This window comes from Variovorax sp. CF313 (genome assembly GCF_000282635.1).
Taxonomy (GTDB): domain Bacteria; phylum Pseudomonadota; class Gammaproteobacteria; order Burkholderiales; family Burkholderiaceae_C; genus Variovorax.
Genome location: NZ_AKIW01000013.1, coordinates 27,885 through 51,248 on the forward strand (window position 1 = coordinate 27,885; position 23,364 = coordinate 51,248).

Annotated in this window: 23 protein-coding genes; 4 read left to right on the forward strand and 19 right to left on the reverse strand. The window is 66.9% G+C overall.

What is annotated here, in order from left to right:
• Positions 1-28: 28 nt before the first annotated feature.
• Genes PMI12_RS03865 through PMI12_RS03880 form a run of 4 tightly spaced genes read left to right on the forward strand, consistent with a single transcriptional unit; the run spans position 29 to position 3,849 of the window.
• Positions 29-931, forward strand: a complete 903-nt coding sequence (locus PMI12_RS03865; protein WP_007829333.1) for an AAA family ATPase — start codon at positions 29-31, stop codon at positions 929-931.
• Positions 932-961: 30 nt separating this feature from the next.
• On the forward strand, positions 962-2,176 hold the full coding sequence (locus PMI12_RS03870; protein ID WP_007829335.1) for a vWA domain-containing protein: 1,215 nt from the start codon (positions 962-964) through the stop codon (positions 2,174-2,176).
• A 33-nt stretch (positions 2,177-2,209) separates the two neighbouring features.
• Complete coding sequence (locus tag PMI12_RS03875; protein WP_007829337.1) at positions 2,210-2,818, forward strand: CoxG family protein; 609 nt, start codon at positions 2,210-2,212, stop codon at positions 2,816-2,818.
• Between the two features lie 17 nt (positions 2,819-2,835).
• The gene (locus PMI12_RS03880) at positions 2,836-3,849 is read left to right on the forward strand and encodes an XdhC family protein (RefSeq protein WP_007829339.1); all 1,014 of its coding nucleotides are present in this window, start codon (positions 2,836-2,838) and stop codon (positions 3,847-3,849) included.
• Between the two features lie 98 nt (positions 3,850-3,947).
• Here the strand turns inward: PMI12_RS03880 and mnhG are convergent, their stop codons facing one another.
• The 19 genes from mnhG to serC form a co-directional block, all read right to left on the reverse strand.
• Positions 3,948-4,304: a monovalent cation/H(+) antiporter subunit G gene (mnhG, locus tag PMI12_RS03885; RefSeq protein WP_007829341.1), complete on the reverse strand. Its 357-nt coding sequence runs from the start codon at positions 4,302-4,304 to the stop codon at positions 3,948-3,950.
• The gene (locus PMI12_RS03890) at positions 4,301-4,579 is read right to left on the reverse strand and encodes a K+/H+ antiporter subunit F (RefSeq protein ID WP_007829342.1); all 279 of its coding nucleotides are present in this window, start codon (positions 4,577-4,579) and stop codon (positions 4,301-4,303) included. Before PMI12_RS03890 ends, mnhG begins: the two co-directional genes overlap by 4 nt.
• Entirely contained in the window at positions 4,576-5,067 is a 492-nt protein-coding gene (locus PMI12_RS03895; RefSeq protein ID WP_007829343.1) for a Na+/H+ antiporter subunit E, read from the reverse strand. The genes PMI12_RS03890 and PMI12_RS03895 overlap by 4 nt, the downstream gene beginning before the upstream one ends.
• Positions 5,064-6,722: a monovalent cation/H+ antiporter subunit D gene (locus PMI12_RS03900; protein WP_042672813.1), complete on the reverse strand. Its 1,659-nt coding sequence runs from the start codon at positions 6,720-6,722 to the stop codon at positions 5,064-5,066. Before PMI12_RS03900 ends, PMI12_RS03895 begins: the two co-directional genes overlap by 4 nt.
• 41 nt (positions 6,723-6,763) lie before the next feature.
• Positions 6,764-7,114: a Na+/H+ antiporter subunit C gene (locus tag PMI12_RS03905; protein WP_007829346.1), complete on the reverse strand. Its 351-nt coding sequence runs from the start codon at positions 7,112-7,114 to the stop codon at positions 6,764-6,766.
• A 219-nt stretch (positions 7,115-7,333) separates the two neighbouring features.
• Positions 7,334-10,240 carry a monovalent cation/H+ antiporter subunit A gene (locus tag PMI12_RS03910; protein ID WP_007829348.1) on the reverse strand — a complete coding sequence of 969 codons (2,907 nt, stop codon included), beginning with the start codon at positions 10,238-10,240 and terminating at the stop codon, positions 7,334-7,336.
• Positions 10,241-10,317: 77 nt separating this feature from the next.
• Complete coding sequence (crcB, locus tag PMI12_RS03915) at positions 10,318-10,695, reverse strand: fluoride efflux transporter CrcB (protein ID WP_007829351.1); 378 nt, start codon at positions 10,693-10,695, stop codon at positions 10,318-10,320.
• A gap of 39 nt (positions 10,696-10,734) precedes the next feature.
• Positions 10,735-12,048, reverse strand: coding sequence for a TRAP transporter large permease (locus PMI12_RS03920; RefSeq protein WP_007829353.1), 1,314 nt, complete (start codon positions 12,046-12,048; stop codon positions 10,735-10,737).
• 28 nt (positions 12,049-12,076) lie between these two features.
• Entirely contained in the window at positions 12,077-12,610 is a 534-nt protein-coding gene (locus PMI12_RS03925; RefSeq protein WP_007829355.1) for a TRAP transporter small permease, read from the reverse strand.
• A gap of 89 nt (positions 12,611-12,699) precedes the next feature.
• Positions 12,700-13,668, reverse strand: a complete 969-nt coding sequence (locus PMI12_RS03930) for a TRAP transporter substrate-binding protein (RefSeq protein WP_007829361.1) — start codon at positions 13,666-13,668, stop codon at positions 12,700-12,702.
• A 150-nt stretch (positions 13,669-13,818) separates the two neighbouring features.
• Positions 13,819-14,145 carry a ComEA family DNA-binding protein gene (locus PMI12_RS03935; protein WP_007829362.1) on the reverse strand — a complete coding sequence of 109 codons (327 nt, stop codon included), beginning with the start codon at positions 14,143-14,145 and terminating at the stop codon, positions 13,819-13,821.
• 138 nt (positions 14,146-14,283) lie between these two features.
• A complete protein-coding gene (lapB, locus tag PMI12_RS03940) occupies positions 14,284-15,453 on the reverse strand; it encodes a lipopolysaccharide assembly protein LapB (protein ID WP_007829363.1) in 1,170 nt (389 codons plus the stop codon).
• On the reverse strand, positions 15,443-15,778 hold the full coding sequence (locus PMI12_RS03945; RefSeq protein WP_007829364.1) for a LapA family protein: 336 nt from the start codon (positions 15,776-15,778) through the stop codon (positions 15,443-15,445). Before PMI12_RS03945 ends, lapB begins: the two co-directional genes overlap by 11 nt.
• Positions 15,779-15,835: 57 nt before the next feature.
• The gene (locus PMI12_RS03950; protein WP_007829365.1) at positions 15,836-16,162 is read right to left on the reverse strand and encodes an integration host factor subunit beta; all 327 of its coding nucleotides are present in this window, start codon (positions 16,160-16,162) and stop codon (positions 15,836-15,838) included.
• A gap of 78 nt (positions 16,163-16,240) precedes the next feature.
• Entirely contained in the window at positions 16,241-17,929 is a 1,689-nt protein-coding gene (rpsA, locus tag PMI12_RS03955; protein WP_007829366.1) for a 30S ribosomal protein S1, read from the reverse strand.
• A 231-nt stretch (positions 17,930-18,160) separates the two neighbouring features.
• Positions 18,161-20,173 (reverse strand): bifunctional 3-phosphoshikimate 1-carboxyvinyltransferase/cytidylate kinase, encoded by a 2,013-nt coding sequence (locus PMI12_RS03960; RefSeq protein ID WP_007829367.1) that lies wholly within the window; start codon positions 20,171-20,173, stop codon positions 18,161-18,163.
• A gap of 1 nt (position 20,174) precedes the next feature.
• On the reverse strand, positions 20,175-21,065 hold the full coding sequence (locus PMI12_RS03965; protein WP_007829368.1) for a prephenate dehydrogenase: 891 nt from the start codon (positions 21,063-21,065) through the stop codon (positions 20,175-20,177).
• 19 nt (positions 21,066-21,084) lie between these two features.
• Positions 21,085-22,209, reverse strand: a complete 1,125-nt coding sequence (gene pheA, locus PMI12_RS03970) for a prephenate dehydratase (protein WP_007829369.1) — start codon at positions 22,207-22,209, stop codon at positions 21,085-21,087.
• A 24-nt stretch (positions 22,210-22,233) separates the two neighbouring features.
• Positions 22,234-23,364, reverse strand: a complete 1,131-nt coding sequence (gene serC / locus PMI12_RS03975) for a 3-phosphoserine/phosphohydroxythreonine transaminase (RefSeq protein ID WP_007829371.1) — start codon at positions 23,362-23,364, stop codon at positions 22,234-22,236.

A 23,364-nucleotide genomic window follows, 5' to 3' on the forward strand; every position in this document is an offset into this window, starting at 1 on the left:
AGCCTCGCGTCTTCCGCTACGCTTCGCCATGATCTTCCCGACCATCGATTCCCTCTCCGAAGGTTTGATGCAGGCCGGCTACTTTGCCGACCGCCGGCTGGCCACGGCCGTTTTCCTCGCGCTCAAGCTGCAGCGCCCGCTGCTGCTCGAAGGAGAGCCCGGGGTCGGCAAGACCGAACTGGCGAAGGCGCTGTCGACTGCGCTGAGCCGCGAGCTGCTGCGCCTGCAGTGCTACGACGGCCTGGAGCAGCGCGAGGCGCTCTACGAATGGAACTACGCCGCGCAGCTGCTGCACATGCGCGCCGCCGAGGCCACCGGCGCGGCGCGCGATGTGGAGGCCGAGGTCTACCAGCCGCACTACCTGATCCGCCGCCCGCTGCTGCAGGCGCTGCAGACGCCGCTGCCCGGTGCCGTGCTGCTGATCGACGAGGTGGACCGCGCCGACGAGCCGTTCGAGGCCTTCCTGCTCGAATACCTGGGCGAGTACCAGGTGAGCATTCCCGAACTGGGCACGGTGCGCGCCGTGGTGCCGCCCGTGACCATCCTCACGAGCAACCGCACGCGCGAGCTCAATGACGCGGTCAAGCGCCGCTGCCTGTATCACTGGCTCGACTACCCGGAGCGCGAGCGCGAGCTGGCCATCGTGCGCGCGCAGGTGCCGCAGGCCGGCGAGAAGCTGTCGGCGCAGGTGGCGGCCTTCGTCGCACGGCTGCGCGATGCGCCCTTCGTCAACGCCTTCCAGCGTGCGCCCGGCATTGCCGAGAGCGTCGAATGGGCGAGGGCGCTGATCGCGCTCGACACCGTCGAGCTCGACCCCGAAGTGGTGGTGGATACCGCCGGCATCCTGTTCAAGCAGCGCGACGACGTGGCGGCGCTCACGCGGGAGCTGGCATCGGATCTGCTCAAACCCGAGGAGCCGGTCGCGCGCTGAGCGCGTCCCTGTTCCAGACAGCGATTTCGCATGGCCGGAATCCAGCAACTCGGCGATGTCCGCGGCGGCAAGCTCACCGGCAACATCGCCGCCTTCGGCCGTGCCCTGCGCCGTGCCGGCGTGCGTACCGATGCCATGCGCATCGCGCTGGCTGCCGAGGCGGCCACGCTGGTGGGCGTGGACGACAGGCTCGACCTGGGCGCCGCGATGGAAGCCGTGATGGTGAGCCGCGAGCAGGACCGCATGGTGTTCCGCGAACTCTTCGACGCCTGGTTTCGCGACCCGGAACTGGCCAACAAGCTGCTCGCGCAGATGCTGCCGAGTGCCGAAGGCAAGGCCGAGCCCTCGAAGCGCCGGCCGCGCGTGCGCGAAGCGCTTACCGCACCGCGCAGCCCCGCCAGGCCAGCCGAGCCGGCAAAGCCCGACCGCGAGATCGAGTTCGACGCCGCCATGACGTCGAGCGATCGCCAGCGCCTGCAGCATGCGGACTTCAACGCGCTCGGCGCGTCCGAATACCGCCTCGTCGAACGGCTGGCGCGCGACATCCGATTGCCCATTCCCGAACTGCCGTCACGCCGCCTGCGCGTGGCCGGCGATGCGGGCCAGCAGCATGCGCGCATGCATTGGCCGGGCGTGCTGCACGAGGCGGCGCGCACCGGTGGCGAGATCCTGCGGCTGCCCAGGCTCGCGCGGCGCCAGCAGCCCCTGCCGCTGCTGGTGCTGGTCGATGTGTCGGGTTCGATGGAGCGCTATGCACGGCTGCTTCTGGCGTTCCTTCATGCTGCGACGCGCCGGGCGGGGCGCCGCGACGTGTTCGCCTTCGGCACCCGCCTGACCGACCTGACCCCCGCCTTCCGGTTCGCCGACACCGATGCCATGCTCAGTGCAGCCAGCCTCGCCATAGACGACTTCGCAGGCGGCACCCGGCTCGGCAGTTCCCTGGCCGAACTGCGCCGCGCCCACGCCCGCCGCCTGACCGGGCGCCGCACACTGGTGCTGGTGATCAGCGACGGGCTCGACACCGGCGAGCCATCGCTGCTGGAGCAGGAGCTGCTGTGGCTCAAGCGCCATTCGCGCCGCCTGCTGTGGCTCAACCCCTTGCTGCGTTTCGAGGGCTACGCCCCTCTGGCGCGTGGGGCCGGCGTGCTGCACCGGCAAGCAGATGCGATGCTGGCGGTTCACAATCTCAGCGCACTCGAACAGCTCGCCGCGAGCCTGGCCGCCTTGATGCGGTCCGGCCGCTAGCGTTGCCCAGGAAGGAAGCAAAAGGAAACCACCATGGAAATGCTCGGAAACCGCCGCCTCGGCATCACCCAACAACAGGCATGGGACGCGCTCAACGACCCCGAGACGCTGAAGAAATGCATCCCCGGCTGCGACAAGTTCGAGCTCACGGGCGACAACCAGTACAGCGTTGCCCTCGCGCTCAAGATCGGTCCGGTCTCGGCCAAGTTCAACGGCAAGGTGGTGCTGTCGGACATCGTCGCACCCGATGGCTACAAGCTCACCTTCGAGGGGCAGGGCGGTGTGGCGGGCTTTGCCAAGGGCTCGTCGAGCGTCACGCTCAAGCCGGTGGCCGAAGCGGAGGCCGCGACGCCGCCGGTTGCCGGCTGCGAGCTCGACTACACCGTGCAGGCACAGGTCGGCGGCAAGATTGCCCAACTTGGCCAACGCCTGATCGACGGCGCTGCCAAGTCGACCGCAGATGATTTCTTCAAGCGCTTCGAGGCCGAGATACAGAGCCGCTATGGCCCCCCGCCTGCGCCGGCCGAGGAAGCCGCCAGCGCCGAGGCGCCGGCCGAGAAGAGCGGCATGATGTCCGGCCTCATGAAGAAGATCGGCCTCGGCAAGAAAGACGACACCGCCGCGACCGGCGGCGCCGGCTGAGGGGGGCGAACCGCGCTATGGAAAATCTCGACGTCATGGTGCTGCGCACGCTGCGTGACTGGCGGCGTGCCGGCAAACGCGCGCTGCTGACGACCGTCGTGCGCACCTGGGGCTCGTCGCCCCGGCCCGTGGGTTCGATCATGGCCCTGGCCGAAGACGGTGCGGTGGTGGGATCGGTCTCCGGCGGCTGCATCGAGGACGATCTGATCGCGCGCTACAGCCACGCCCACGGCAAGGGCGAGGACGTGCCGCTGGGCGCGCCGCCCGCGCTCGTGAAGTACGGCATCACCGCCGACGAGGCTCATCGCTTCGGACTGCCTTGCGGCGGCACGCTGGAGCTGCTGCTCGAGTACGCGCCCGATGCCGGGTCGCTCGACCTGCTGGTCGCACAGCTGGAACAGGGCAAGCTCATGCAGCGCACGGTGACGCTCGCCACCGGCGAGGTTCGGCTCGCCGAAGCGACGGCGCCCGACGAGCTCACGGTGAACGACACCGAACTCACCAACACCTTCGGCCCCGAATACCGCATGCTGCTGATCGGTGCCGGCCAGCTCGCCGAGTACCTCGCCACGATGGCCAAGTTCAGCGGCTTCGCGGTGACGCTGTGCGATCCGCGCGCCGAATACCGAACGGCGTGGTCGCTGTCTGGCGTGCACATCACGACCGAGATGCCGGACGACGCGGTGCTGGCCTTCAAGCCCGACCGCCGAAGCTGCGTGGTCGCGCTCACGCACGACCCGAAGCTCGACGACCTGGCGTTGCTCGAGGCGCTGCAGAGCGAGGCCTTCTACGTCGGCGCCATCGGCTCGCGCCGCAACGCCGACGCGCGGCGCGACCGCATGATCGAGCACTTCGACCAGACCGAGGAGTCGCTCGCGCGGCTGCGCGGGCCCATCGGCATCTACATTGGCAGCAAGACACCGCCGGAGATCGCGGTGAGCGTGATGGCGGAAATTCTTGCGGTGAAGAACGCGGTGACTCTGCCGCGTGAAGTCGAAGTGGCTCGGGCCAAGGAGATGCAGCAGTTGTAGCCTGGCCGATGTCTGGGGCATTCGGGGTGCCCTGAGCACGATGGGCGCGGCGTTTGCTCTGAACGATCGCGCCCCGAAACTACGCAGACACAGACAAGTCAGCCCGACTTCGCCTCAGGCGGCACATCGCCACCCTTCTGCCGCTCGCGGAACAGCGCCGCGCGCATCAGGAAGATGGTGGTGATCGGCGCCGTGAGTGCGATGAACAGCACGATCAGCACCGCGTGCAGGAACAGGCTGAAGCCCTGCACCGAGAAGTACACGATGGTGGCCACGGTCATGCACCACACGCCTACCGTCGCGCCCAATGTGGGCGCATGGATGCGACGGAAGAAGGTGGGCAGCCGGATCAGGCCGAACGAGCCGATGGCTGCGAAAGCTGCGCCCAGCACGGCGAACACGGCGGTGACGATCTCGGCCCACAGCGGCAGCGGGCCTGCGATGAAGTCCGTCATTCGATCACCTCCCCGCGCAGCAGGAACTTGGCCATCGCCGTGGAACCCACGAAGCCGAACAGCGCGATCAGCATCGCCGCCTCGAAGTAGACGTTGCTCGCGTAGACGATGCCCAGCACCAGCATCATCAGCATGCCGTTGATGTAGAGGCAGTCGAGCGCCATCACGCGGTCCTGCGCGCTCGGGCCGATCAGCAGCCGGGAGAGTGCGCACAGCATGGCCACGGCCAGCAGGAAGAGCGCGAATTTCAGGGCCCAGAAGAGGATGGGTGTCATAGCTCGAAGATCTCCATCAGGGGGCGTTCGTAGCGCTGCTTGATCAGCGCAATGAAGGCAGCATCGTCGTCGAGGTCGAACACGTGGATCAGCAGCGTGCTGCGGTCGAACGACACTTCGCCCCAGGCCGTGCCGGGCGTGAGGCACATGATCATCGCCAGCACCGCGAGCCCGTTGGGGTCGCGCATGTCGAGCGGAATCTGCACGAACTTCGAGCCGATGCGCGAGGTGCGCCGCGTGAGCAGCAGGCGGGCCACGTCGTACGCCGACTTCAGCATGTCGAAGGTCACGATGAAGGACAGCCGCAGCGCGACGCCAGGCCGGCGCATGCGTACCGCCGCCGGACGCAGGCCCTTGGTGAGCAACGGCACGGCGATGGCGAGGACCACGGCTGCCAGCAGCGTGGCCGCATCGAGCGACTGGTTGAGCAGCAGCCAGACGACGAACAGCGCGAACGACAGCGGCGGGGAAGGCAGAAGGCGCTTCATGGGGCCGTGCCTTCCTTTTTCTTCACCGGGTTCGGTATCTGCCTGGCGCCCAGCACCGCGTTGCGGTAAGCCGTGGGGGTCTTCAGGCCCTCCGCCGTGGCCCTGGCGTGCTGCATCACGGGCTCGGCCCACACGGTCAGCGCCACGCAGGCCGCGAGAAGTCCGGCCACCGGCAGCACTTCGAGCGCGGGCAGCGAAGGCATGGTGGGGTGGAGCTGCGTCCAGAAATGGCGGATGCCGGTGCGGCTCAGGGCGATCAGCGAGAGAAAACCGGAGACGATCAGCAGCGCGAGGAAGATCCAGCTGGCGGTGCCGAGCGCCTTTGCGCCGAGCAAGCCCGAGAGCATCGCGAACTTGCCGATGAAGCCTGACAGCGGCGGCAGGCCCGCGAGCAGCAGCGTGCAGCCCACGAAGCTCAGGCCGAGGAAGGCCACGCCGGCGGGAATCGCGCGGCCGTAGAGCGCTTGCGCCTCGTCGTCGAGGTTCACGTTGTCGAGCGCGCGCAGGTCTTCGGCGAGGAAGGGGGCGTTGCCGGCCGCCTCGTGCGGTGCGACGCTCATGCCGGCGTTGCGCCAGCGTTCGATCATGTCGGTCAGCAGGAAGAAGGCGCTGACCGCGAGCGTGGAGCTCAGCAGGTAGTACAGCGCGCCCGCCCACACGGCCGGCCGTCCGAGTCCGAGCGCCGCGAGCAGGGTACCGGCCGACACCAGCACGCTGAAGCCCGCGAGGTTCGACAGCCGCTGGGTGCCGACGATGCCGAGGGCGCCGACGAACAGCGTGGCAAGGCCGGTACCCACCAGCGCGGCCTGCCCGAAGGCCGCCGAGTCGCCGGTGTCGGGCGCGAAGAGCACGGTCCACAGCCGCAGGATCGTGTAGATGCCGAGCTTGGTCAGCAGAGCGAACACCGCGCCCACGGGCGACACCGCCGCGCTGTAGGCCGGTACCAGCCAGAAGTTGAGCGGCCATGCGCCGGCCTTCGCGAAGAAGGCTGTCGCGAGGATGGCTGCCGCCGCATGCACCAGCCCGCGGTCTCCCGGCGCGAGTTCGGCGATGCGCACGCCGAGGTCGGCCATGTTGAGCGTGCCGGTCACACCGTAGAGGATGGCCGCGCCGATCAGGAACAGCGACGAGGCCGCGAGATTGATCGCGACGTAGTGCAGCCCGGCCTGCACGCGCAGCCGGCCGGAGCCGTGCAGCAGCAGGCCGTACGAGGCTGCGAGCATGACCTCGAAGAAGACGAACAGGTTGAACAGGTCGCCCGTGAGGAAGGCACCGTTCAGGCCCATGAGCTGCAGCTGCAGCAGCGGATGGAAATGCACGCCCGCACGGTCCCAGCGCGAGGTCGAGTAGATCGATGCGGCAAATGCGATGACGCCGGTGAGCGTGACCATCATGGTCGAGAGCCGGTCGGCCACCAGCACGATGCCGAAGGGCGCGCGCCAGTTGCCCGGCAGGTAGACGCCGATGGATCCGGGGCCGCCGCCGGTGTCGGCCGCGTTGACCCAGCGCAGCAATGCAAGCGCGGCGAGCAGGCCGACGAGGCCCGACACCACGCTGAGGGCCGATTTGGTGCGCCGCCGGCGCTCGCCAAGCATCAGCATCAGCGCGGCCGTGAGCATGGGCACGAGGATCGGCACCGCCACCAAATGCGGCATGCCGAACTCGAGCAACCTGTCGAGCAGATGGGAGATCTCCTTCACTCTGCCTCCTGCCGCTCTTCACCGTCCACATGGTCGGTGCCGGTGAGGCCGCGCGAGGCGAGCATCACCACGAGGAACAGCGCCGTCATCGCGAAGCCGATCACGATGGCGGTCAGTACCAGGGCCTGCGGCATCGGGTCGGCCGTGTTCGCCAGCGTGGCGGTGAAGCCTTGGACGAGCACCGGCTCGCTGTCGACCTTGAGCCGGCCCATGCTGAAGATGAAGAGATTGACCGCGTACGAGATCAGCGTCAGGCCCATGATGACCTGGAAGGTGCGTGGGCGCAGCAGCATGTACACGCCCGAGCCGGTGAGCACGCCGATGGCAAGTGCGAGCACGATTTCCACCCTAGGCTCCCCCCCAGGCTGCGCGCACTTCGTGTCGCTTCGCCAACCCCCTTCCGGGGGCGGCACCGATCGCCCGGCAAAGCCGGATCGATGGTGCCCTGCGCGAGGGAGCCTCCTGTCCCTGGCCAGGAACACCGCGGAACCGGCTTTGCCGGGCCGCTGGTGCTGCCCCCTTGAGGGGGGAGGCGGCTACACGAAGTGAGCAAGCAACGGGAGTGATCATTTTTGTTCGGCCTGCTCGTCGGCCCAGCGGTGGCTGCGTATCGACTGATGGGCCAGCCCGGTGAGGATCAGCATGGTGGCGCCGAGCACCAGCGCGAACACGCCGATGTCGAAGAAGAGGGCGCTGGGCACATGCACCTCGCCCAGCAGCGGCAGGTGAACGTGCGCGGTGTGCGTGGTCAGGAAGGGGTAGCCGAAGAACACCGCACCGCTGCCGGTGGCGAGCGCGAACAGCAGGCCGATGGCGATCCAGCGGCGCGGATAGATGCGCAAGTGCTCTTCGACCCATTCGGTGCCCGAGACGATGAACTGCAGCACCAGCGCCACCGACATCACCAGCCCCGCGACGAAGCCGCCGCCCGGCGCGTTGTGGCCGCGCATGAAGAAGTAGACCGACACCAGCACCGCCAGCGGCAGCAGCAGCCGCACCAGCACGGCCGGCACCATCAGGTAGCCGACGGCGGTGTCCTTGGCGCGGCGCGGGTTCAGCAGGTCGCTGCTGCCGTCGTCGACCTGCAGGCGCTGCTGTATGGGCAGGGCCATCGATTCGATCGCGGGGCGGAAGCGCCGCAGCAGCGCATACACGGTGAGCGCCACCACGCCGAGCACCGTGATCTCGCCGAAAGTGTCGAAGCCCCGGAAGTCGACCAGCATCACGTTGACCACGTTGGTGCCGCCGCCTTCGGTGAGCGCGCGTTCAAGGAAGAAGGGCGAGATGCTCTGCGGGAACTCGCGCGTCATCATGGCCCAGGCCAGCATCGCCATGCCGCCGCCGGCGACAGTCGCCACCAGCAGGTCGCGCCCGCGCCGGCCCCAGGGCCGCAGCCGCGCGCGCGCGGGCTGCACGGCGTCCTTGCTGCGCATCGGCAGCCAGCGCAGTCCCAGCAGGATCAGCACGGTGGTCACGGCCTCGACCACCAGCTGCGTCAGCGCGAGGTCGGGCGCGGAGAACCAGATGTAGGTCACGCACGAGACAAGCCCGGCGCCCGAAGCCAGCATCAGCGCCGCGAGCCGGTGGAACTTGGCCTGCCACGCGGCGGCCAGCGCGCAGGTGCCGCCGATGATCCAGGTCATGGCGAACATCGGCGAGAAGGGCAGCAGCTCGCGCGTGCCGGGCGCAGCGGGCGTGGCCCACAGCGAGGCCGCGGCGCCCGCGATGGCCACGACAACCAGCAGCAGCAGCTGCCACTGCATGCGGCGCGTGCCGAGCAGGCGGCGGCTGCGCCGGCCCGCCTCGCTCAGCAGCGCGAGCAGGTGTTCGAAGATGGTCTGGCCGTCGAAGCGGTGCAGCAGCGGCGTGTGCGTGAGACCGCCGTCCGCGCGCCGGCTGCGCTGCAGCAGGTAGAGCGCGGCGCCGCCCGCCAGCGCCACGAAGCTCATCGCGAGCGGCAGGTTGAAACCGTGCCATACGGCCAGGCTGTACTCGGGCAGCGTGCCGCCCACCACGGGCGCCGCGGCCGCCGCCAGCAGCGGGCCGATGGACCAGGCCGGCGCCACGCCCACGACCAGGCACAGCAGCACCAGAAGCTCGACCGGCACGCGCATCCAGTGCGGCGGCTCATGCGGTTGCCTGGGCACGTCGGGGCCGCAGGGCGGACCGAAGAACACGTCGAACACGAAGCGGGCGGAGTAGGCCACGGTGAAGACGCCCGCGACGGTGGCGATGATCGGCAGGCTCCAGTCGATCCATGGCGTGGACTGGATGAACACCGTCTCGGCGAAGAACATCTCCTTCGACAGGAATCCGTTGAGCAGCGGCACGCCGGCCATCGAGGCGCTGGCGATGATGGCCAGCGTGCCGGTGATCGGCATCAGCCGCAGCAGGCCGCTGAGCTTGCGGATGTCGCGCGTGCCGCTCTCGTGGTCGATGATGCCGGCCGCCATGAACAGCGATGCCTTGAAGGTCGCGTGGTTCATGACGTGGAACACCGCCGCCACTGCCGCCAACGGGCTGTTCAGGCCCAGCAGCAGCGTGATGAGCCCGAGATGCGAGATGGTCGAGTAGGCCAGCAGTGCCTTCAGGTCGCGCTGGAACATGGCAATGAAGCTGCCGAGCAGCAGCGTGACCGCGCCCGCGCCACCCACCATCCAGAACCACTGCTCAGTGCCCGAGAGCACGGGCCACAGCCGCGCCATGAGGAACACGCCGAGTTTCACCATGGTGGCCGAGTGCAGGTAGGCCGAGACCGGCGTGGGCGCGGCCATGGCGCGCGGCAGCCAGAAGTGGAATGGGAACTGCGCGCTCTTGGTGAAGGCGCCGAGCAGCACCAGCACCAGCGCGGCCGGGTAGAGCGCATGCGCGCGGATGAGGTCGCCCGAGGCCAGCACCACGTCGAGCTCGTAGCTTCCGACGATGCGGCCCAGCACCAGCACGCCGGCCAGCAGGCACAGCCCGCCCGCGCCGGTGACGGTGAGCGCCATGCGCGCCCCGCGCCGCGCATCGCGGCGGTGGTGCCAGTAGCCGATCAGCAGGAAGGAGAAGAGGCTGGTGAGCTCCCAGAACAGCGCCATCTGGATCAGGTTGCCCGAGAGCACCACGCCCATCATCGCGCCCATGAACGCGAGGAAGAACGAGAAGAAGCGCGGCACCGGGTCGGAGGCCGACATGTAGTAGCGCGCATAGAGCACCACCAGCGCGCCGATGCCCAGCACAAGCATGCAGAACAGCCAGGCGAAGCCGTCCATGCGGAACACGAGGTTGAGGCCGAGGGCCGGGAGCCATTCGATCTCCTGCCGCAGCACGTTGCCGTGCGCGATCTGCGGAAAGAGCCACGCGGTCTGTATCGCGCAGCCCAGTGCGACCAGTCCCGCGAGGGTCGACTCCCTGTTGCGCGCGTTGGATGGCATCAACGCGGCCAGCACGCTGGCAATGAAGGGGAGTGCGACGAGAAAGGCCAGGGGCATTGGGGCCGATTCTATCGGCGGGCCCTATGGAAAGGCTTATCTATAACCGCAAGACATAAGGCTGTTTTCCGCCGGATTCAGGACGAAAAAGCCTGCACCGTGCGCAGCCCGAGCCAGGTCATGCACAGCGAGCCGCACAGGTGCAATGCGATCGTGCCCAGGGCCAGGCCGAAGCGGCCGGTGATCAGCATGCCAACGACTTCCGCCGAGAAGCTCGAGAAGGTGGTGAGCGTGCCGAGGAAGCCGGTGATCACCATCAGCCGCCACGCCGGGTTGATGTCGGGCAGAGCGCTGAAGACGGCGATGGCCACGCCGATGAGGTAGCCGCCGATCAGGTTTACCGCCAGGGTGCCCCAGGGCAGGATGCCGCCGGGGCTGAGCCAGAGGCCGAAGCCCCAGCGCATGAGGGAGCCGACGCATGCGGCGAGGCAGATGACGAGGACGTTCAGCAGCATGCGGCGATTATCCGCAAGCCGCGTGCCATGCCGCCCCGCCTACTTCTCGCGGCCCATCACGAGGTCCGGAAGGATCGTCACGATGCCCGGGAACAGCGTGATCAGCACGATGCACAGCACCAGGCAGAAGAAGAACGGGATCGCCGCCTTCGCGATCACGTTGCTGTCCTTGCCCGTCATGTTCTGCAGCACGAAGAGGTTGAAGCCCACCGGCGGCGTGACCTCGGCGATCTCGACCAGCAGCACGATGAAGATGCCGAACCAGATCAGGTCGAAGCCCGCCTTCTGGATCATGGGCAGCACCACCGCGCTGGTGAGCACGATCATCGAGATGCCGTCCAGCGCGGTGCCCAGCACCAGGTACACCAACACCAGCGCGCCGATCAGCGCATAGGGCGACAGGTGCATGCTGTCGACCCATTCCGCCAGCTCGCGCGGAATGCCGGTGAAGGCCATGGTCTTGGTTAGGAAGGCCGCGCCGGCCAGGATGAACATGATCATGCAGCTGGTGCGCGTGGCGCCCATGATGCCGTCCTTGAAGTTCTTCCAAGTGAGGCTGCGGCCCCAGGCCGCGATGGCCAGCGAGCCCAGCACGCCGAAGGCCGCGCACTCGGTGGCGGTGGCCCAGCCGGCCACCAGCACCCAGACGATGAAGACGATCAGCAGCGTGCAGGGAATGAGGTTGCCCGAGAGCCGGATCTTTTCCATGAAGGTGGTCGGCGGATCGGCCGGCGGCACCTCGCCCGGATTGCGCAGGCTCCACCAGCCGATGTAGCCCGAGAACAGCAGCATCAGCAGGAAGCCCGGCAGGAAGCCGGCGAGGAAGATGCGGATGATCGACGCGTCCGCCGCCACCGCGTACACCACCATGGTGATCGACGGAGGAATCAGGATGCCCAGCGTGCCCGCCGTGGCGAGCGAGCCGATGGCCAGCTTCTCGTTGTAGCCGCGGCGCTTGAGCTCGGGCAGCGCCACCTTGGCGATGGTCGCGCAGGTGGCGGCCGAAGAGCCCGAGACCGAGCCGAACACGCCGCACCCGAGGATGGTGGTGTGCATCAGCCGGCCGGGCACGCGGTTGAGCCAGGGGCGCAGGCCCTCGAACATCTCCTCGCTGAGCTTGGTGCGGAACAGGATCTCGCCCATCCATATGAAGAGCGGCAGCGCCGCCAGCTCCCAGCTCGCGTTGCTCTCCCAGAAGGCGGAGAACAGGTTCTTGCCCGGCAGCGTGTTGGTGAAGAAGGCCTGGCCGACCCAGCCGACGATGGCCAGTGTCATCGCGATCCACACGCCGCCCGCCAGGAGCAGCAGCATGATCGCGAGCAGCAGCGCGCCCATCCAGAGGTTTTCGAACATCGGGTGTCTTTGTTGTCGTTGTGTTCGTTCAGACGTCGGAGGAGAAGTCGCCCGCCGCGTGGCGCTCCTCGATGGCGCGCTGGTAGCTGGGCTTGTCGCCGCGCACCACGCCGACCAGTTCGTCGACCATGGCGATCAGCAGCAGCCAGCAGCCGATCACGAAGGTCGACTGCGGAATCCAGATCGGAATGACCACGAGGCCGGTCGCCATCTCGGCGAACTCGTAGCTCTCGTAGGTGAAGCTGGTGGCCCAGTAGGTGAGGTAGGCCACCGATACCGCGGCGACCAGCAGACAGCTCACGTCGAGCACGCGCCGCATCTTCGGCGACACCGCTTCCAGCAGCAGCGTCACGCGCACGAAGTCACCGTGCCTGAACGCATGCGCCATCGCGAAGAACGCGGCGGCGGCGCACAGCCAGGCCACCACGTCGTTGAGCCCGCTCACGTGCCAGTTCATCTGCCGGCCCACACCGGCCAGGATCATCAGCACGAAGATCAGGAACACGCAGAGCGCGCCTAGCGCGCCCGCACCGTCGTACAGGCGGTCGAGGAAACGGCGCATCGCTCAGGCCTCCCGCCGGGCCGCCCCAAGGGAGGCCTGCGCCCCCTCGGGAGGCAGCGACACACAAAGTGATGAGCGTGGGGGCGTCATCATTTCTTCTTGTAGGCATCGACGATCGCTGCGCCGTCGGGACCGGCCACCTTGAGCCAGTCGGCCTGCATGATGCCGCCGACCTGGCGCATGTCGGTGTCGAGCTTGGGCGAGGGCTTGTGGATCTTCATGCCGCGCTCGGCGAGCAGGCGCTTGTATTCCTCGTTCTTCTCCTGCGCCACCTTCCAGCCGCGGGCCTCGGCATCGGTGGCGGCCTTGGTGACGGCGGCCTTGGTGGTGGCGTCGAGCGCGTCGAAGGCCTTGGCGTTTACCAGGATCGCGTTCTTGGGGATCCAGGCCTGCGTGTCGTAGAAGTTCTTGAGGTGCTCGTAGGTCTTGGTGTCGTAGCCGGTGGAGCCCGAGCTCATGTAGCTCTCGATCACGCCCGTGGCCATGGCCGCGCTGAGCTCGGCCTGCTGGATCTGTACCGGCTGGGCGCCGATGAGTTCGGCGATCTTGGCTGTGGCCGGGCTGTAGGCGCGCCATTTGATGCCGCGCAGATCGGCCACCGAGCCGATCTCCTTCTTGGTATAGATGCCCTGCGGCGCCCATGGCACCACGAACAGCACCTTGATGCCCTGGGCAGCGAGCAGCTTTTCCATGGCGGGCTTCGATGCGTCGTACAGCTTCTTCGCTTCGGGGTAGGTAGTGGCGAGGAAAGGAACGCCGTCGAGCGCGTAGATCGGATTCTCGTTCGCGAAGTTGGCCAGCAAGATCTCGCCGGCCTGGGCCTGGCCGCTCTGCACGGCGCGCTTGATCTCGGGCGCCTTGAACAGCGACGCGTTGGCATGCACCGCGATCTTCACCTTGCCGCCCGTGGCCGCGTCCACGTCCTTTGCGAACTGCGTGATGTTTTCCGTGTGGTAGTTGGTGGCCGGGTAGGCCGTGGGCAGGTCCCACTTGGTCTGGGCAAAGGCCGCGGCGCCGAGGGTGAGGCCCGCGAGGGCAATGCCGAACTTGTGATTCATTGACGCACTCCGGAATGTAATGAAAGCAGAATGAAAGGAAAGCATAAATGCAAATTTCGGGCCACTTCCTGAGGCATTTCCCTGCCTTGCCGCGCATGAAAAAAGCCGCCCGTGGGCGGCTTTGCGATGCTTTCGAATCCGGCAGGAACGTCAGGACTTGGGCGCTTTCGCCGCCTTCTCGGTCTTGGCCGCCTTCGGCGCCGTGGCGGTCCCGCCGAAGCCCTGACCGTTGACCGTCAGGCCCTCCGCCGACAGCTTCGCGGCCTTCTTTTCCTTCACGCCTTTCACGCGTTGCATGAAGTCGGGCCAGTCCTTGAACTCACCTTCCTTGCGCGCATCGAGGATGCGCTTGGACATGGAAGGGCCGACGCCCTTGACACCGTCGAGATCGGCGGCCGTGCCCTTGTTGACGTCGACGGCGGCGAACGAAACGGCCGCGAACAGCATGGCCGTCGCGGCCAGGATTTTCTTGAACATGATGGGAACTCCCTTTGTCTTGTTGATATGACTGACAGCCGACAAGAGCGCCGGCCCAGGCTCAACGAGGCACAAAAGAAGCGCGTTGACCCGTGGAAGCCGCACCGGCCGCCACGTGACCATTGTTCAAAAATGTGATCAGAGTTCTTCGACGCGGCGCGGCGGATAGCTGTCCCAGGCCTGGCAGCCGGGGCAGTGCCAGAAGTACTGGTGCGCCTCGAAGCCGCAAGCAGCGCAGCGATAGCGCATGAGTGGCCGCGTAGCCTGGTCGAGCGCGCGCTGCACCTGCGGATGGAATTGCTGGTGTTCGAAGTGTTCGCCCGCGAGCCAGCGCGAGGCGGCGACCAGCGAGGGCTGCTGCGCAAGATGTGCGATGTAGCCATCGCGCGGCGTGGGGTTGGGTTCTTCGGCGGTGGCGGTCGGTGTGCCACCGAGCGCCATCAGTGCTTCGAGCACGTCGATCGACGGCGACTCCACGTAGCGGCGTTGGAGCAGCGCGAGCGCCTCGCCTTGGCGGTGCGCGGCCACGGCCGCCTGCTGCAGTGTGGCCGCATAGAGCGGCAGCGCCAGCGGTGCCGTGTCGCTCAGGGCCACGAGCGTGTCGAAGGCCGCGGCCGCTTCGCCTTTGCGCAACTGCAGGTTGGCTGTGTCGATGGCGGGGCGCGGTGCTTGCGGCGCAAGTTCAACGGCCTGCGCGAGCAGCTTCGCCGCGCTCGACAGGTCGCCTGCCGCCACGCGCTCGGTCGCCTGCTCGCAGAGGTGATGCGCGCGGCGCGTGCTGTAGCTGGCCTGGTCGGACTCGTCGAGCTTCTGCGCTACGTCGGCGGCCTGCGCCCATTCGCGCGAGCGCTCGTAGATGGCCAGCAGAGACAGCCGCGCCTCGTTCTCGTAGCGCGTGCCTTCGAGCTTCTGCAGTGCGGCTTCGGCGCGGTCGAGCAGGCCGGCGCGCAGGAAGTCCTGTGCCAGCGCGTGCTGCGCGCGTTCGCGGTCGCTGCGGCTCAGGTCGCCTCGGCCCAGCAGGTGCTCGTGCACGCGCACTGCGCGCTGGTACTCGCCGCGGCGGCGAAAGAGATTGCCGAGCGCGAAGTGCAGCTCCTGCGTGTCGGGGTCGTTCTGCACGGCCTCGATGAAGGCGTCGATGGCCTGATCCTGCTGCTCGTTGAGCAGGAAGTTGAGGCCGCGGAAGTAGGCCTTGGGTGCTTGCCTGTTCTCGAGCTTGAGCTGGCGGATGTCGAAGCGCGATGCGAGCCAGCCCAGCACGAAGGCGACGGGCAGGCTGATCAACAGCCAGCTGGGATCAAAGTCCATGTTGACGTACGGCGGGAAGGTCGGTGGCGGAGATGGACGGCGCCGATGCAGGAGTGCTCGTGGCGACCGACGGCGCGGATGGCTGGGCCTCGGAGGCGGCGGGCAGTTGCGCCGCTGCGGTGCGATGCTTCCACCAGCCCGGCAGCATGCCGAGCGCGCCCACCACGAGCCCGCCGGCGAAGGCCGCGAGCACGACGAGCACCAACGGCGCGCGCCAGTAGGTGCCGAAGAAGAAATAGACGGTTGCGTCGTGCTGGTTGTTCAGCGCGAAAGCAAAGAGCGTAAAAAAAATGGCTGCCTTGAGCAGCCACAGGAGGTATTTCATGCACGTTCCCGTTGGCGGGACGATTCTACGTTTGCGACCGTCGGGACGGGCCGCCGGTCAGGCCTTGCGGCCCTTGGTTTCCTTGCCGGCGTCGAGCTCCGCGGTGCGTGCATCCACGGCCTCGCGCAGCGCCTTGCCGGGCTTGAAGTGCGGCACACGTTTCTCGGGAATCTGCACACTCTCGCCCGAACGCGGATTGCGGCCGATGCGCGGCGGACGCCGGTTGACCGAGAAGCTGCCGAAGCCGCGGATCTCGATGCGGTGCCCGCGCACCAGCGCGTCGCTCATCGCGTCGAGGATGGTCTTGACGGCGTATTCGGCATCGCGGTGCGTGAGCTGTGCAAAGCGCGCTGCGAGTTCTTCGACAAGGTCTGAGCGGGTCATAGGCCGAACATAAACGAAAAACGTGGACGAAAAAAAAGACAGAGCGGCCCCAGGGCCTGCTCTGTCTTCGGACTCAGCTTACTTGCTGTCGTTGTTGTCGAGCTTGGCGCGCAGCAGGGCGCCCAGGCTCGTCGTGCCCGCGTTTTCGCGTGCCGACTGCTGGCTCAGGCTGGCCATGGCGCCTTGTTCGTCGACCATGTCCTTCTGCTTGATCGACAGCTGGATGTTGCGGGTCTTGCGATCCACGTTCACGACGATGGCGGTGACTTCGTCGCCTTCCTTGAGCACGTTGCGGGCATCTTCGACGCGGTCGCGCGAGATTTCCGAAGCACGCAGGTAGCCGATGATGTCTTCGCCGAGGTCGATTTCAGCGCCGCGGGCATCCACGGTCTTGACCTTGCCGGTCACGATCTGGCCCTTGTCGTTCACGGTGGTGAACGTGGTGAACGGGTCGCTGTCGAGTTGCTTGATGCCCAGCGAGATGCGCTCGCGGTCGACATCCACAGCCAGCACGATCGCTTCGACTTCCTGGCCCTTCTTGTAGTTGCGAACGGCGGTTTCGCCGGCTTCGTTCCACGAGAGGTCAGACAGGTGAACCAGGCCGTCGATGCCGGCAGCCAGACCCACGAACACGCCGAAGTCGGTGATCGACTTGATCGGGCCCTTGACGCGGTCGCCACGCTTGGTGTTTTGCGCGAACTCTTGCCACGGGTTGGCCTTGCACTGCTTCATGCCCAGGCTGATGCGGCGCTTGTCTTCGTCGATCTCGAGGACCATGACTTCGACTTCGTCGCCCAGCGAGACGATCTTGTTCGGAGCGATGTTCTTGTTGGTCCAGTCCATTTCGGAGACGTGCACCAGGCCTTCGATGCCGGGTTCGAGTTCGACGAACGCGCCGTAGTCGGCAATGTTCGTGACCTTGCCGAACAGGCGGGTCGATTGCGGGTAGCGGCGCGAAACGCCCATCCACGGGTCGTCACCCATTTGCTTGAGACCCAGCGAGACACGGTTCTTCTCGGTGTCGAACTTGAGGATCTTGGCGGTGATTTCCTGGCCGGCCTGAACGACTTCGCTCGGGTGGCGAACACGGCGCCATGCCATGTCGGTGATGTGCAGCAGGCCGTCGATGCCGCCGAGGTCCACGAACGCACCGTATTCGGTGATGTTCTTGACCACGCCGCGCACGACTGCGCCTTCCTTCAGCGTTTCCATCAGCTTGGCGCGTTCTTCGCCCATGCTGGCTTCGACCACGGCACGGCGCGACAGCACGACGTTGTTGCGCTTGCGGTCGAGCTTGATGACCTTGAATTCGAGGGTCTTGTTCTCGTACGGGGTCAGGTCCTTGATCGGACGCGTGTCGATCAGCGAGCCCGGCAGGAATGCGCGGATGCCGTTGACGAGCACGGTCAGGCCGCCCTTGACCTTGCCGCTGGTGGTACCGGTGACGAAGTCGCCCGATTCCAGGGCCTTCTCCAGGGCGAGCCACGAAGCCAGACGCTTGGCGGTGTCGCGCGAGAGGATGGTGTCGCCGTAGCCGTTTTCAACGCTGCCGATGGCAACGGAAACGAAATCGCCGGCCTGGACTTCGAGTTCGCCCTTGTCGTTCTTGAACTCTTCGATCGGCACATACGCTTCGGACTTCAGGCCGGCGTTGACCACGACGTGGTTGTGTTCGACACGCACGACTTCGGCCGTGATGACCTCGCCGGTGCGCATTTCGGAACGCTTCAGGGACTCTTCGAATAGGTCGGCAAAAGATTCAGACATTTATGGTTCCTTCCGTCATGCAGGGTTGGCAGGCGCTCATGCGAAATTGCGTGCGGCTGCTGTGGGTCTGTAGACGGCGGTTGGTTGTGGGCATGAGCCCGGTTGGTTGAACAACCAGCAGGCCGGTGCGCTGTCGCGCGGAAGGAGCCTGCCGGAGCGGTAGGCGCCAACCCGGAAAACCCGGTTGGCGCGAGCCCCTCAAGCGGACTTGAAGAGCTGCACTTCAACCGCTCAAGCGGGCTTGAACGGTTGAATTTCTTGCCACCAGTTCAACACCGTGTCGATCGATTGTTCGATTGACAGCTGGGAGTTGTCGAGGTGGCGAGCGTCTTGCGCCGGCTTCAGAGGTGCCACGCTTCGGGAAGAGTCCCGGGCGTCGCGTGCTTCCAAGTCGGAGCGAAGACTGTCGAGTGTAGTCGAAATACCCTTTGAAATCAACTGCTTATGGCGCCGTTCGGCACGCTGGGCGGCGCCGGCCGTGAGGAACACTTTGAGCTCCGCATCGGGGAAGATCACGGTGCCCATGTCGCGCCCGTCGGCCACCAGGCCGGGCAGGCGGCGGAAGCGGTGCTGCAGGTCCTGCAGCGCCTCGCGCACGGCGGGCAGCGCGGAGACACGCGAGGCGTCCATGCCGGCGGCTTCGGTGCGGATGTCGTCGCTTACGTCTTCCCCGCCCAGCAGCACCTTTCCCTCGGTGAACTGCAAGGGCAACGCGGCGGCGAGGGTGGCGATCTGCGGTTCGTTCGCGGCATTGGCGTCCAGGCCGGCGCGGCGCATGGCGAGGCCTGTCACGCGGTACAGCGAGCCCGAATCGAGGTAGTGGTAGCCCAGCAGGCGCGACACTTCGGCGGCCAGCGTGCCCTTGCCGGAGGCGGTCGGGCCGTCGATGCAGATCACCGGCACCTCGGCGGCCTCGGCCACCGAGAACATGGTCTCGAAGTAATCGGGGAAGGTCTTGGCGACACAGTGCGGATCGAGGATGCGCACCGGCACGCCGGCCGGGTTGAAGGCCGCCAGCGAGAAGCACATGGCCACGCGGTGATCGTCGTAGGTGCGGATGCTTGCCGGTAGCCAGCCGGACTGCGCCAGCGGGTGCACGCGGATGAAGTCGGGGCCCGCTTCGACGGCGGCGCCAAGCTTTTTCAGCTCGTTGGCCATGGCGTCGATGCGGTCGGTTTCCTTCACGCGCCAGCTCGCGATGTTGCGCAGCGTGCTCGGGCCGTCGGCGTAGAGCGCCATCACGGCCAGCGTCATCGCGGCGTCGGGGATGTGGTTGGCGTCGAGGTCGATGGCCTTGAGCGGCCACGCCCCGCGGCGTACTTCGAGCCAGTTCGGGCCGCTGTCGACCAGCGCACCCATCTGGCGGGCGGCGTCGATGAAGCGGATGTCGCCCTGTATCGAATCGGCGCCCACGCCCTCGATCCGGATGCCGTTCTTGCCCGAGACGCCTGTTGCGATGGCGCCCAGCGCTATGAAATAGCTAGCAGAGGAAGCATCGGCCTCGACGTGAATGTCGCCCGGCGAGCTGTAGCGGCTGCCTGCGGGAATGGTGAAACGCTCCCAGCCGTCGCGCTGCACCTGGATGCCGAAGCGCGCCAGCAGGTTCAGCGTGATCTCGATGTAGGGCTTGGAGATCAGCTCGCCGATCACCTCGATCACGATGTCGTCGGCTGCCGCAAGCGGCAGCGCCAGCAGCAAGGCAGTGAGGAACTGGCTCGACACGTCGCCGCGGACGCGGATCGGCGCATCGAGCGCGAGTTCGCCGTGCGGCACGGGGTGGATGCGCAGGGGCGGGTAGCCGGGGTTGCCGAGATAGTCGATGCGGCAGCCAAGCTGGGTCAGTGCATCGACGAGGTCGCCGATCGGGCGCTCGTGCATGCGCGGCACGCCGCTGAGCTCGAACTCACCACCCAGCAGCGACAGCGCCGCGGTCAGCGGGCGCATCGCGGTGCCGGCATTGCCGAGGAACAGCGGCAGCAGCGTTTCGTTGGGCTTCAGCTTCCCGCCCAGGCCGGTGATGCGCAGCGCGCTGCCCGCAGGGTCGATGCCGCAGCCGAGCGCGCGCAGGGCGTCGAGCATCACGCGCGTGTCGTCGGAGTCCAGCAGGTCGTGGATCGTGGTGGTGCCGCTCGCGAGCGCAGCGAGCAGCAGCACGCGGTTGGAAATGCTCTTGGAGCCCGGCAGCCGGACCGTGCCGGCCGCGCCTGCGAGAGGCGGGAGATCGAGGAAGGCCGTCGAGAACATCTCAGTTGTCCTGCTGCTGCGACGAGGTGTCGGTGGCCGGCTTCCAGGCCGCGCGGGTCTTGCTGGCGGCGGCGATGGATTGCTCCAGTGCCTGCAGGTCGCCTGCGGTCATCAGTGCTTCAAGGTCTTCCAGCGCCTTGCGGAAGGCCTTCGACTGCTGCAGCACCTGTTCGCGGTTGGCCAGCAGCACATCGCGCCACATGACGGGGTCGCTCGCGGCAATGCGCGAGAAGTCGCGAAAGCCTGGGCCCGCGAGGCTCAGGAACCGGTCGCCCTGCGGCTGGCTGGCGATGGCGTTGGTATACGCGAAGGCCAGCAGGTGCGGCAGGTGGCTCACGGCGGCGAAGGCGGCGTCGTGCTCGTCGTGCGTCATGGTGACGACGTGCGCGCCGATGCCGCTCCATGCCTGCGAGGCCCGCTGCACATTGGAGCGCAGCGTGGTCTTGACGGGCGTCAGCACGACCTGGCGGCCGGTGAAAAGCGAAGCCTCTGCATGCTCGATGCCCGAGAGCTCCTTGCCGGCAATCGGATGCGCCGGCACGAAGTTCGCGAATTGCTTCTGCAGGCCGTTGCGTGCGGCCTCGATCACGTCGCCCTTGGTCGAGCCCACGTCCATCACGAGCGTTTCGCTCGAAATGCCATGGCGGATGGCCTTGAATGTGGCTTCCGACGCCGCCACCGGCACCGCCAGCAGCACGATGTCGGCGCCCGATACCGCCAGCAGCGCCGAAGGCGCCACCACGTCGATCACGCCCAGCTGGCGCGCCCGCTCGGTGGTGGAGGGCGACTTGCTGTAGCCCACCACGCGTTTCACCAGTTTCGCGCGCTTGAGTGCGAGCGCAAACGAGCCGCCCATCAGGCCGCAGCCGATCAGTCCCAGTTGTTCGAACATGCTTCTGCTTGCCTGCCGCTCAGGCCTTGACGGGATAGGCGCCCAGCACCTTGTAGAAGGCGCAGAGTCCGCGCAGTTCGGCCAGCGCCGCGGCCACGTTGGGCTGCGAAGGGTGACCGTCGAGGTCGATGTAGAAGTAGTACTCCCACTGGCCGGTGCGCGCGGGACGCGACTCGAAACGCGTCATTGACACGTTGTTGGCCTTCAGCGGCACCAGCAGGTCGTGCACCGCGCCGGGCCGGTTGGGCACTGAGACGATCAGGCTGGTGCAGTCACGGCCCGAGGCCGGTGGCATGGCCAGCGTCTGCGGCAGGCAGATCACCGAGAAGCGGGTGCGGTTGTACGAGTCGTCCTGGATGGCATGCGCCACGATGTGCAGGCCGAAGCGGGTGGCAGCGCGTTCGCCGGCCAGCGCGGCCCAGGCCGGGTTGGTCGCCGCGAGGCGGGCGCCTTCGGCGTTGCTCGATACGGCGCGCCGCTCGGCGTTGGGCAGGTGCTTGGACAGCCAGGTCTGGCATTGCGCGAGCGCCTGTGGATGGGCCAGCACGGCCTCGATGCCTTCGAGCGAATTGCTGCTGCGCAGCAGGTGGTGGCGCACCAGCAGGCTGACTTCACCGACCACGTGGGTGGGCGAATGCAGGAACAGGTCGAGCGAGCGCGTGACCACGCCTTCGGTCGAGTTCTCGACGCCGACGACGCCGTACTGGGCGCTGCCCGCGGCGGTGGCGTGGAACACCTCGTCGAAGCTGGCGCAATAGATCAGGTCGGCGGCGCCGCCGAAGTACTCGATGGCCGCCTGCTCGCAGAAAGTGCCTTCGGGGCCGAGAACGGCCACGCGTTGCGGCGATTCGAGCGCCAGGCAGGCCGACATGATTTCGCGCCAGATGGCCGCCACATGGAGATCCTTGAGCGGACCGCCATTGCTCTTCTTCATCTTCTCGATGACTTGCGCCACGCGGTCAGGGCGGAAGAACGGCGTGCCCTCGCGCTTCTTGACCTCGCCGACCAGTTCGGCAACGTGGGCTCGTTCGTTGAGCAGGCTCAGCAGCTGCTGGTCGAGCGTGTCGATCTGCACGCGCAGATCGGCGAGGCTTTCTGATTTGTCGGAAGGAGAAGAGGGCGTTGTGGGTGTGGAGGCGGTCATCGTGCGAGCAGCTAGGGCATGCGCCTAGGCATGCGATCGCTCGAATTCTCGCATGTAGCTCACAAGTTCCTGTACGCCTGCCAGCGGCATGGCGTTGTAGATGCTTGCACGCATGCCGCCCACCGACTTGTGGCCCTTGAGCTGCAGCAGCCCGGCCTCGCGCGCGCCGGCCAGGAAAGCTTCGTTGCGGCTTTCGTCCGCCAGGAAAAACGGCACGTTCATGCGCGAGCGGCAGCCGGGGTCGATGCGGTTGGCATAGAAGTCGGAGCCGTCGATGAAACCGTACAGCAGCTTCGCCTTGGCGATGTTGCGCTGCTCCATGGCGGCGATGCCGGTGTGCGTGCCGTCGGTCTGCTGCAGCAGCCATTGGAACGTGAGCCCCGCCATGTAGATGCCCCAGGTCGGCGGGGTGTTGTACATGGAGTTGTTGTCGGCCACGGTCTTGTAGTTGAACGCGCTCGGGCAAATCTCGAGAGCGTGGCCCAGCAGATCGTCGCGCACGACCACGATCGTCAGGCCGGCGGGACCGAGATTCTTTTGTGCGCCGCCGAAGGCAAGGCCCACGCGGCCCCAGTCGACGCTGCGCGAAGCAACGTGCGAGGAAAAATCGATGACCAGCGGGGCATTGCTGCCGAGCGCGGCCAGGTCGGGCAGTTGCTGGAATTCGATGCCGTTGATGGTCTCGTTGGAGCATACGTGCACGTACGAGGCATCCTTGGAGAGTTGCCAGGTCGACGGATCGGGCAGCTTCGTATGCTGGTCCTCGGCATTGCTCGCGGCCACGCGCGCCGTGCAATAGCGCTGCGCTTCCTTGTGCGACTTGATGCTCCAGCTGCCGGTGAGGACGAAATCGGCGGTTTTGCCGCGCGACAGGTTCATCGGCACGATGGCGTTTTCGCCAAGGCCGCCACCCTGCATGAACAGGATGTGGAAATGCGAAGGCACGGCCAGCAGCGTGCGGAAGTCGGCTTCGGCCTGCGTGCAGATGGTGCCGAATTCCTTGCCGCGATGGCTCATTTCCATCACGCTCATGCCGCTGCCCTGCCAATCGAGCATTTCGGCGGCGGCGCGTTGCAGCACCGCCTCCGGCATGGCAGCCGGACCGGCCGAGAAGTTGTAGGGGCGCTTGCCGGCCGGCGTCTGCTGCTGGGTCAC